The organism is Nocardiopsis sp. TNDT3 (assembly GCF_003427465.1).
Lineage (GTDB): Bacteria > Actinomycetota > Actinomycetes > Streptosporangiales > Streptosporangiaceae > Nocardiopsis > Nocardiopsis dassonvillei.
The window spans coordinates 1-9,238 of sequence record NZ_QPFC01000326.1; the positions used below are offsets into that span (position 1 = coordinate 1).

Below are 9,238 nucleotides of genomic sequence, written 5' to 3' on the forward strand. Positions count from 1 at the left end.
GGCGAGGCGGTCGAGCACGCCCAGTTCGACCGCGGTGGCCACCGCCCGGGCCACCCACGGCCCGGTCATGAGCCGCAGCACCTCGCGCTCGGCGGATCCGTCCCCCGTCATCCCCACCTCCGTCAACAGGCTCTCAGAGCCAACCGTTGCGACGGAAGACAAGGTAGAGGCTCAGGCTCGTCAGCGCCATGAGGGCCAGGGACAGCGGCCAGCTGAACGCCCAGTGGTAGTCGCCGCCCGGGGAGATGTTCATGCCGTAGACGGAGGAGATGAGGGTGGGCACGACCAGGATGCCACCCCAGGAGGAGACCTTCTTCATCGCCTCGTTCTGCGCCTGGTCGATGAGGGCGCTGTTGACCGACATGATGTTCTGCAGCAGCTGGCGGAAGCCGTCCACGCGCTCGCGCACGGCGGCGACGTGGTCGGCGACGTCGCGCAGGCGGTGGTGCAGCTCGCCGCGCCGTTCGGCGGGGATGCGGAAGGGGTCCGCGGAGGCGAAGCCCTGGCGGCGCGCCGGGGGGCGGGGCCCCTCCGGTTCGACGAGGGCGTCGGCGAACGGCCGCGGGTCCGGTGGACCGGGGCGTTCGGGGTCGTGGGCCAGCGGCCCCATGAGCCTGTCCAGGACGGTTCCGAGGGGTTCGACGGCGCGGGAGAGCAGGATGACCTCGCGGGCGAGGCGGTAGGTGCGCCGGGAGGCCCGGGAGTCGCCGCCGAAGACCTGGTTCTCCACCTCGTCGATGTCGTCCTGGAGTTCGGAGACGACGGGCGCGTAGCCGTCCACGACCAGGTCCAGGACGGCGTGGACCACGGCCAGGGTCCCGTGTGCCAGGAGGCGGGGCTCGGCCTCCAGGAAGTCGCGGACGCTCTCGAAGTCCACCTGTTCGGTGTGGCCGATGGTGACCACGAAGTCCCGTCCCGCGAAGAGGTGGATCTCGTCGACCTCGACCGACTCGCGCACGGTGTCGTAGCGGGCCGGGCGCAGCACGAGGAAGAGCACGCCCCGGTAGACCTCGGCCTTGGGGCGCTGGTGGGCGACGATGGCGTCCTCCAGGGCCAGGGAGGGCAGGCCGAAGAGGCGGGCGACCTCGGTGAGCTGGTCGCGGGCGGGGGCGGTCATGCTGATCCAGGCCATGAGGCCCGGATCGCGCTCGGCGGCGCCGCGGGCCTCGGCGACGGTGTCGGCCTCGCGCTCGCGGCGCCCGTCGCGGTAGAGGACCGCGCGGACCGGGCCGGGCGAGCCGCGCTCGGGCAGCGCGGCCCTCCTGCGGCCCAGGTCCATGATGCGTTCCGGCGCGGAGTCGCTCATACGTGGTCTTCCCCTCCCGTGCGTGGTCGAACGGCGCGCTGTCCCGTCGGCACCGGACCGTCGGGTGAGCGCTCTCAGGAGGGACTGCCCCGAACGGGGCGGGGCAGTCCGGCCGGAGCCGTCCTCCACCGGGGAGGGCGCGGCGGTGCCGGGTCCCGGACGGGGATCCTCAGCCGCGCAGCCCCGAGGCGCGGACCGTGATGTTGAGCCGCCCGTCCAGTCCCAGGGCGGGCGGCGCGGTGCCGGGCCGGGTGCGGGGGACGCCGTGGTAGGCCATGCGGGAGGGGCCGCCGAAGACGAACAGGTCCCCGCTGCGCAGTTCGACGTCGGTGTGGGGGCGGTTGCGGGTCTCGGTGTTGCCGAAACGGAACACGCAGGTGTCGCCGAGGCTGAGGGAGACCACGGGTTCGCCGGAGAGCTCGTCGCGGTCCTGGTGCATGCCCATGCGCGCGTCGGCGTCGTAGAAGTTGACCAGGGCGACGTCGTAGGGGTCGGCGTCCGGACCGGGAGGGGCGCCGTAGGCGGCCTCCACGGCCCGGGCGGCCAGGTCGCCGAGCAGGTCGGGGAAGGGCTGGACGGGTGTGCCGTCGGGCAGGAGCCGGGCGTAGGAGTAGGCCTGCCGGTGCAGGGAGGGCCCGGGGCCCCGCCGCTCGGCGTGGGGGTTGGGCCCCGGTGACCAGTGCCAGCCCAGACTGACCATGCGCACGCTCATCACCCCGCCGCGCGGCATGGTGTGGCGGCGCATCCCGGCGGGCCCGCGCGCCCAGTCGCGGCAGCGCCGGACCAGGTCGGCCTGTTCCTCGGGGCCCAGCCAGCCGGGCACGTGCACGGCGCCGGGCGCCACCTGCGCGGGCGGGCGGTCGAACAGCGCGTCGCTCATGGGTCCCATGCTGCCCCGCGCGGGCGGCGGGCGCCAGCGCGGGGCGGAGCGGGTCAGCGGCGCAGGAGTTCGCGGACGTTGACCACGAGCAGCAGCACGACGATCACCGCGACGGGGACGGTGATGGCGATGCGCCAGTTGACCACGAACGCGGCCACGACCCCCACGACGAGTCCGACGACCACCGCGATGACCGCCAGCCCGATGAGGTACTGGACGAACTTGCGGCGGGCCACGGAGTCGACGGCGGCGAAGACCACGACCACGCCGATCATCGCGTAGAAGGTGTACTGCCCGTTCAGGACGAACATGGGCAGCGCGAGCGAGATCAGCAGGAGCGGGGTGCTCAGGGCCACCCACAGGTGCAGGAAGCGGGTGGAGCGCTGCGTCCCCGAGGAGTAGGGCAGGTGCGGGGCCTTGAGGTGCCCGGTGGGCGAGGGCACCAGCGGGGTGTCCGCGGCCAGGGCGCGCAGGTGGGTGTCGCGCTCGTCGGCGGTCAGCACGCGGGTCTCGTAGACCTCGCCCAGTTCCATCTCCAGGGCGGCGATGCGCTCGGCGTACTCGCGGGCGCGGGGCCGGGAGTGGGCCTCGCGCTCCAGGACGATGCGGGCCGAGTGGAGCTGGCGCAGGCGGTCGCGGCGGCTGATGACGTCGGCGTCCAGGGTGCGCAGCCGATCGTCCAGGGCGCGCACGTGGGCGCGCAGCTCGGCGCGGGCGGCGGGTTCGGTGGGGGCGACCTTCTGTAGGCCCACCCAGGCCAGCGGGTCGGCCCAGGAGCGGCGGATGGTGCCGTCGCGCTCGTAGCGCGGGCCGCTGGGGGCGCGCTCGCCGTCGAAGAAGTCGCCGGTGTCGCGTCCCCACAGGCCGCGGTACCCCGTCAGCCAGGGGGTGTCGTCGTCGATGAGGACGGCCGACCACTCGCGGTCGCCGCCGGGGCCCAGACGCATGCCGTCGCCGCGGGCGTAGTCGACGAAGGGGACGCCGATGCCGTGCCGGTTCAGGACGCTGTCGGCGCGGAAGATGCGGTGGGTGATCCACCGCCAGGCGCGCATGGGGCCGCGCAGGAAGGAGGGGTCGACCTGGATGAGGTAGTCGCCGGGGAGCATCTGGTGGGAGTGCGACCCCGCGCCGACGTAGACGATGGGGTGGTCGCCGTCCCGGTGCAGGTCGGGGTCGGCCCAGCTGCGGCGCAGGTCGTCGCCGTGGTACTCGTGCGAGGAGGCGCCCACCCAGACGGGGCGGGTGGTGCCGTCGGGGTTGTCCACGACGTAGACGGTGACGCGCTCCCAGTCGGCCTCGTGGTCGTTGACGCCGCCGTAGATGGTCCGCCAGTCGTTCATCGCGTAGAAGAACCAGTACTGGAGGATGGTGTAGCCGCCCTCGCGGGTGACGCGGCCGTAGTAGGTGACGCCGCCGTTGTCGACGCGCTCGCGGTAGCGGGTCACCGCGGCGAAGGTGAGGCCGCCGGGGACGGCCCCGCGGATGAGCAGGGAGAGCTTCATCAGGATGTCCAGGACCCGGCCCAGGACTCCGACGGCGGCCAGGCGGCCGCTCTTGGGGATGACGGTGCGGGCCACGCCCTTGTAGCGGCGGGCCTCCTCGCGCAGGGTCTCCTCCTGGACGAAGCGCAGGTGCTTGTGGCGTCCGGGCCACTCCGCCTCGGCCCGGCCGAGGCGGTCGAGGGTGAGTTCCCCGGCCGGGACGAGGCGGCGTTCGCCGCCGCCCGGCTCCTCGATCCACAGGCTGCAGTTGCGTACGTAGGCGTCCACGTCGGTGGGGAAGAAGAGCTCCCCCTTGGTGCACATGAGCACCGGTTCGTAGGCGCGGAGGAGTTCGAGATCAGATTTCGCGGCCATGGTTCGCACCAAGCTAGTGCATTCCGGAGACGCTCCGTACCGGCGCGGCGAAGTGACGCGAGTGACGGATGTCGCTTGTGGGACGGGGCTTGCGCGTGCGTCCCAGTCTCGCCTTCCAGAGAGTCAATCACTTGCCAAGTTGGAAAGTGAGTGCCATGCTGACAACAGGTTGAGCGAACGGAGAACGGCATGCGCAGGAACGAGGCGCTGGACGCGCTGGAGCGGGCGGAGACGGTGGGGACGCGGACGCGCTCGCGGGGCGGGTGGTACGCGGTCTACGGCGCGGTGTTCGGCGTCGCGACGCTGTCCCTGGTGCTGGTGGTGGGCCTGTTCCCCTCCCCGTGGGCCATCGCCGCCTCCACCGCCGGGTTCGGGGCGGCCATGGCGGTGATGACGGTGTTCGCCGTGCGCCAGCCGGTGCAGCCGCGGGGGTACGCGTCCCTGCACCTGTGGACGATGGGTGTGTGGGGCGTGCTGTACGCGGTCGCCCTCTTCGTCGGCATGTACGCCTTCCCCGGGGAGCCCGCCTGGTGGGTGCCCGCGGCCCTGGCCTGCGCTGCGCCGCCGCTGGCGGCGGCCCACGTGTCCCTGCGCCGGAGCAGGAGCGCCTGATGGAGCACCCCCGCGGCAGGCTGGACGAGGTGATCCACTCCCCCGTGCGCTTCTCGGTCGTGGCGGCGCTGGCCGCCGTGGACCGCGCGGAGTTCCGCTTCGTGCGCGACACCGTGGAGGTCTCGGACTCGGTGCTGTCCAAGCAGGTCACGGTGTTGGAGAACGCGGGCTACGTGAAGGTGCACAAGGCCGCGGTGGGGCGGCGCACCCGCACCTCCCTATCCTTGACCGCTGAGGGGCGGGCCGCCTTCGACCAGCACGTCCGGGCGCTGCGCGAGATCGCCTCGGGAACCCACGTCCGCGTCCCCGAGTCCGAGTGACCGCGGTCCCCTCAGACCGCCCGGCCCGACGCCGCGCCGATCTCCTCCGGCCGTGCTCCCTCCTCGGGCCGGTGCGGGTCGGCGGCGGTGGCCGCCGCCAGGTCGGGCACGGCGGGGCGGCGGGAGCCGTCGCCCCGGGCCGCGCCGGCTCCCGCGACCACCACCAGCACCATGCCGACGACCTGGACCAGGGCGGGCGCCTGGCCGATGACCACCAGGCCCATCACCAGGGCGACCGCCGGTTCCAGACTGGAGAAGGTGCTGTAGGCGGTGCGGCTCATCCGCTGGAGGGCCACCATCTCCAGCAGGAACGGCACCATGGGGAACAGCAGCGCGATGAGCAGGGTGAACAGCACCAGGTCCGGGTCGGGGGCGGCGACCAGGCCGGGGGCGCCCAGCGGCGCGCTGACCACCGCGCCCACGGTCATGGTCAGGGCCAGGCCGTGCACGGCGCCGAACCCGGCGCCCACCCGCTGGGTCAGCACGATGTAGCCCACCACGCAGACCGCGCCGGCCAGGGCGAAGCCGACCCCGACCAGGTCGAGTTCGCCCTGCCAGGGGCGGGTCAGGCAGAGCACGCCCGCGACCGCGGCGAGGATCCACACGAGTTCGCGGCGGCGGCGCATGGCGGCCACGGCCACCACGAGGGTGCCGAGGAACTCGATGGAGGTGGCGGTGCCGAGTTCGATCCGCGCCGTGGCCTCGGAGTAGAACAGCATCATCCCCGCGCTCGCTGTGCCCAGGATCACCACGGCGCCCAGTTCGCGCCGCGACGCCGCGCGCACCGCCCGCCACAGGGAGCGGCCGCCCAGGGCCAGCAGCAGGAGCGCGGCCCAGCTCAGCCGGAGCCAGGTGACGGTGGCGGGGCTGGCCTGGGCGAAGGCCGTGACGGCCAGCGCGCTGCCGGTGTGCAGGGTGAACATGCCGATGAGCAGCATGAGGGGCGCCGGGACCCCGAAGCGGGCACGGCGGAGCGAGGGAGCGAGAGAGCGGATCACCCGACCATTGCACCGACGTGGTCCGTTTCTGTCCACGGACCATTGGTTGATGGATCGTGTAGTTCCGGTGGACGGTCGGGTAGCTTCTGTGGATGGACTTCACCCGGTTGCGCCTGCTGGTCGAACTGGAGCGGCTGGGCACGATGGCCGCCGTGTCCGAGGTCACGGGCATGAGCACGTCGGCGGTCTCCAAGCACTTCGCCGTCCTGGAGCGGGAGGCGGGCGTGCCGCTGATCGCGCCCGACGGGCGGCGGGTGCGCCTGACCCCGGCCGGGCGGCGGCTGGCCGAGCACGCGGTGGGCATCCTGGCGCGGGTGGAGGCGGCGCGGGCGGAGTTCGACGGCGAGGGCGAGCCGGTCGGCCGCGTCGACCTGGTGATGTACACCACGGCGGCGCCCCTGGTGCTGCCCGCGCTGCGCCGTCTGCGGCGCGACCACCCCGGGATCGACGTCCACCTGACCGAGCACGAGTCCGAGCACGCGCTGGAGCTGCTCCAGGACGGGCGGGCGGACCTGGGGGTGGTGTACCAGTACAGCCTGCTTCCCCGGGATTTTCCGGGGACGCTGACGGTGCACCCGATCGGGAGTGAGGACCTGCTGCTCGCCCAGCCCTCGGAGGGCGCCGACAGCCGCACCCTGACCCGGCGGCGGCTGCGGGAGCTGGCGGAGGCGGCGTGGATCGTCAGCCCCTACCGGCGCGACGAGGAGGCGCTGGTGCAGCGCATGTGCGCCGAGGCCGGGTTCACGCCGCGCGTCGTCCACCGCATCGACAACCTGGAACTGTTCGAGCAGCTGGCGGCGGAGGGTCTGGGGGTGGGCGTGGTGCCGCGGTTGTCGGCGGTGACCCGGCGCGGGGTGGCACACGCGCCCCTGGGCGAACTCGGCGGGGTCCGCCGCGTCCACCTGGCGGGCCGCACCGGCGGATGGGCGTGGAAGCCCATCCGCCTGGTGGCGGAGTACCTGCGCGAGTCGGCCGCGGGCGTGCTGGCCGGGTAGGGCGGGGCCCGGCGAGCCGGGACGGAGCGCGGCGTCCGGACGGGACGGGTGGCCGGGCGGGGCGGAGCCTCAGCCCGCGATGGCGAAGGGCCCCACCGACGGCACGGGGACCTTGCTGGCGGCCTCGCGCATGGCGGTGAGCAGGGGTTCGGGCGAGGCGCCCGCGCGGGAGAGGGCGACGATGTGCCGGCGCGCGCTCTCGCGCACGCCCCGCACCACGATCCGCGGCGTGCTCAGGCCGGTCCAGGCCAGGCGCGGCATCAGGGCGATGCCCAGCCCCGCCTGCACCAGGGAGAACACGGCGCTGAAGTCGTCCACGGTGTGCACCACACGGGGCTGGAAGCCCACCTGGTGGGCGGCGCCGGAGACGCACTCGTGCCAGGCGGTGCCGGGCGCGGACAGGATCCAGTCCTCGTCGGCGAGGTCCTCGGCCAGGTGGAGGCTGGTGCGCGCGGCCAGCGGGTGCTGGTAGGGCAGGATCGCGTCGAACAGCTCGACCATGACCGGATCGACGCGAAAGTCCGGGTCGCCGCTGGCGGGCAGGTGGCCGGTGGACATGGTCAGGGCCATGTCCAGGCGGCCCGAGCGCACCATCTCGGCGCTGTGCTCGGGCTCGGCCTGGACGACCTGGAAGGACCAGTCCGGGTGGCTCGTGCGCAGGCGCGCCAGGGCCGGGGCGATGAGGTCGCTGATCCCGGTGGAGAAGGCGCCGATCCGGACGACGCCGCGGTCGCCCTCGGCGTATTCGGCCAGGTCGGCGCTGGCGCGCTCCATCTCCGCGAAGATGACGTGCGCGCGCTTGAGCAGGACCCGGGCCGCGCCGGTGAGCAGGAAACGGCGGCCGTTGCGTTCGACGAGGGGGACCCCGGCCTCCTTGGCCAGGGCGGCGAGCTGCTGGGAGACCGCCGACGGGGTGACGTTGAGCGCCTCCGCGGTCGCCGCCACCGTGTGGTGGTGGTCGAGTGCCTGGAGGAGCTGTAGCCGCCGAACGTCGATCATGGCCTCCAACTTATGGCAGCACGTACAGATTTCAGGGTGGTTTCGTACGCGTTGCGCAGGTTAGGGGCGTGATTCCATGCACATCGTCACCGGACTCCACGCTCAAAGAAAAAACAGATCTTCTTCTCTTTCAGCAATCTCTGACGCCTCTTTCTCCGTGTCGGGCACGTTACGGTCGATACGGACACGTACAGTCGGTGCCACAGCTCAACCACGGGTGAGACCCGGGGGGATCAGCACCCAATGCTGGTGGAACGGGTGAGAAAAAGATGCAAAATTCGCTGATGACCAAACCTCGACAGTCCGACGTCGGTGTGCTCAGCTTCCGCTACCTGGGAGCCCACGAGGTGGAGGAACTCGCGGACCTGTGGGGCGCCCTCCACCAGCAGCACACCCTGACGGCCCCGCACCTGGCGGACATCATCGGCCCTGTGAGCCTGGACGAGTCCTGGAGGCGCCGCCGCGCCCAGTACACGGCCTGGCTCTCCGACCCCGAGACCCTGGCGATCCTCGCCGAGAGCAACGGCGACCTGGCCGGGTACGCGATGGTCACCATCCGCGAGAACGCCCAGGGCAGCTGGGACCGCGGCGCGCGGGGCGCGGTGGTGCAGACCTTCGCCATCGACCCCGAGTACACCGGAAGCGGTGTGGCCTCCAAGCTGCTGGAGGAGGTGCGCCGCCAGCTCGCGGGCATGGGCGTGCGCGACATCGAGTTCTCCGCGCTGGCCACGGCCTCCGAGGACATCCGCTTCCTGGAGGAGGAGGGCTTCCGCCCCTTCGTGACCACGATGGTCTGCCGCGTGGACGCCTTCGGCGCCCACGACTAGCGTCGGCGGGAGCCCAAGCCCCCTTTCCGGCCTCCGGGACCGGGAAGGGGGCTTTCGTGTCAGCCCGCGCCCGCGGGCCGCGGTCGGCGGTCCGCCCGAGGGGCCGGCGCGGAACCGCCGGCGGCCGTCCACCCCCGGTGGAGCGCGGGTGCGCGGGTGCCCGGTCGCCGTGCCCGACACACCTCCGCGCCGCGCGGGGGCGAACCGCTACGCTCACCCCGTGGCCTCCGACTCCAACACCTGCAACTTCCCCGGCTGCGACCGGCCCGTGCCCCGTGCCTCCTCGCCCGGCCGTCCGCCGCAGTACTGCGACCTCCCCGAGCACACCCGCTGGCGCGCCTGGAAGGAACGCCAGCGCCAGACCCAGGAGGCCGAACGCCAGGAGGAGTTGGCCCGCGCCGCGCAGGAGCCCTCCGCCGCCGACTCCGCCGCGCCCTCCCCCCAC

9 protein-coding genes and 1 pseudogene are annotated in these 9,238 nt (G+C 73.1%); 5 read left to right on the forward strand and 5 right to left on the reverse strand.

The window, feature by feature from the left end; genetic code table 11:
- Positions 1 to 133 precede the first annotated feature (133 nt).
- From DQW06_RS08805 to DQW06_RS08815, 3 genes are all read right to left on the reverse strand, one after another.
- Positions 134 to 1,306 (reverse strand): magnesium and cobalt transport protein CorA, encoded by a 1,173-nt coding sequence (locus tag DQW06_RS08805; RefSeq protein ID WP_117198274.1) that lies wholly within the window; start codon positions 1,304 to 1,306, stop codon positions 134 to 136.
- Positions 1,307 to 1,475: 169 nt separating this feature from the next.
- Entirely contained in the window at positions 1,476 to 2,186 is a 711-nt protein-coding gene (locus DQW06_RS08810; RefSeq protein WP_117198275.1) for an alpha-ketoglutarate-dependent dioxygenase AlkB, read from the reverse strand.
- A 53-nt stretch (positions 2,187 to 2,239) separates the two neighbouring features.
- Positions 2,240 to 4,042, reverse strand: coding sequence for a hypothetical protein (locus DQW06_RS08815; RefSeq protein WP_013153566.1), 1,803 nt, complete (start codon positions 4,040 to 4,042; stop codon positions 2,240 to 2,242).
- A 189-nt stretch (positions 4,043 to 4,231) separates the two neighbouring features.
- Here DQW06_RS08815 and DQW06_RS08820 point away from each other — a divergent pair, with 189 nt between their 5' ends.
- Together DQW06_RS08820 and DQW06_RS08825 are read left to right on the forward strand one after the other, a co-directional pair.
- Positions 4,232 to 4,654 carry a hypothetical protein gene (locus tag DQW06_RS08820; protein WP_013153567.1) on the forward strand — a complete coding sequence of 141 codons (423 nt, stop codon included), beginning with the start codon at positions 4,232 to 4,234 and terminating at the stop codon, positions 4,652 to 4,654.
- Positions 4,654 to 4,974 (forward strand): transcriptional regulator, encoded by a 321-nt coding sequence (locus DQW06_RS08825; protein ID WP_013153568.1) that lies wholly within the window; start codon positions 4,654 to 4,656, stop codon positions 4,972 to 4,974. The genes DQW06_RS08820 and DQW06_RS08825 overlap by 1 nt, the downstream gene beginning before the upstream one ends.
- 11 nt (positions 4,975 to 4,985) lie before the next feature.
- Here DQW06_RS08825 and DQW06_RS08830 read toward each other — a convergent pair whose 3' ends face one another.
- Positions 4,986 to 5,972, reverse strand: a complete 987-nt coding sequence (locus DQW06_RS08830) for a DMT family transporter (protein ID WP_041552740.1) — start codon at positions 5,970 to 5,972, stop codon at positions 4,986 to 4,988.
- A 92-nt stretch (positions 5,973 to 6,064) separates the two neighbouring features.
- On the opposite strand from DQW06_RS08830, the gene DQW06_RS08835 reads away from it, so the two are divergent.
- On the forward strand, positions 6,065 to 6,967 hold the full coding sequence (locus DQW06_RS08835; protein ID WP_013153570.1) for a LysR family transcriptional regulator: 903 nt from the start codon (positions 6,065 to 6,067) through the stop codon (positions 6,965 to 6,967).
- A 69-nt stretch (positions 6,968 to 7,036) separates the two neighbouring features.
- On the opposite strand, the gene DQW06_RS08840 is transcribed toward DQW06_RS08835, so the two are convergent.
- The gene (locus tag DQW06_RS08840) at positions 7,037 to 7,966 is read right to left on the reverse strand and encodes a LysR family transcriptional regulator (RefSeq protein ID WP_013153571.1); all 930 of its coding nucleotides are present in this window, start codon (positions 7,964 to 7,966) and stop codon (positions 7,037 to 7,039) included.
- A 284-nt stretch (positions 7,967 to 8,250) separates the two neighbouring features.
- On the opposite strand from DQW06_RS08840, the gene DQW06_RS08845 reads away from it, so the two are divergent.
- Both DQW06_RS08845 and DQW06_RS08850 read left to right on the forward strand, forming a co-directional pair.
- The gene (locus DQW06_RS08845) at positions 8,251 to 8,793 is read left to right on the forward strand and encodes a GNAT family N-acetyltransferase (RefSeq protein ID WP_019611128.1); all 543 of its coding nucleotides are present in this window, start codon (positions 8,251 to 8,253) and stop codon (positions 8,791 to 8,793) included.
- Positions 8,794 to 9,013: 220 nt separating this feature from the next.
- Positions 9,014 to 9,238: pseudogene (locus tag DQW06_RS08850) on the forward strand (hypothetical protein); the annotation flags it as partial.

Coding starts and splice junctions, on each gene's coding strand:
- DQW06_RS08805 (WP_117198274.1), bottom strand. CDS start 1,306: ATGAGCGACTCCGCGCCGGAACGCATCATGGACCTGGGCCGCAGGAGG.
- DQW06_RS08810 (WP_117198275.1), bottom strand. CDS start 2,186: ATGAGCGACGCGCTGTTCGACCGCCCGCCCGCGCAGGTGGCGCCCGGC.
- DQW06_RS08815 (WP_013153566.1), bottom strand. CDS start 4,042: ATGGCCGCGAAATCTGATCTCGAACTCCTCCGCGCCTACGAACCGGTG.
- DQW06_RS08820 (WP_013153567.1), top strand. CDS start 4,232: ATGCGCAGGAACGAGGCGCTGGACGCGCTGGAGCGGGCGGAGACGGTG.
- DQW06_RS08825 (WP_013153568.1), top strand. CDS start 4,654: ATGGAGCACCCCCGCGGCAGGCTGGACGAGGTGATCCACTCCCCCGTG.
- DQW06_RS08835 (WP_013153570.1), top strand. CDS start 6,065: ATGGACTTCACCCGGTTGCGCCTGCTGGTCGAACTGGAGCGGCTGGGC.
- DQW06_RS08840 (WP_013153571.1), bottom strand. CDS start 7,966: ATGATCGACGTTCGGCGGCTACAGCTCCTCCAGGCACTCGACCACCAC.
- DQW06_RS08845 (WP_019611128.1), top strand. CDS start 8,251: ATGACCAAACCTCGACAGTCCGACGTCGGTGTGCTCAGCTTCCGCTAC.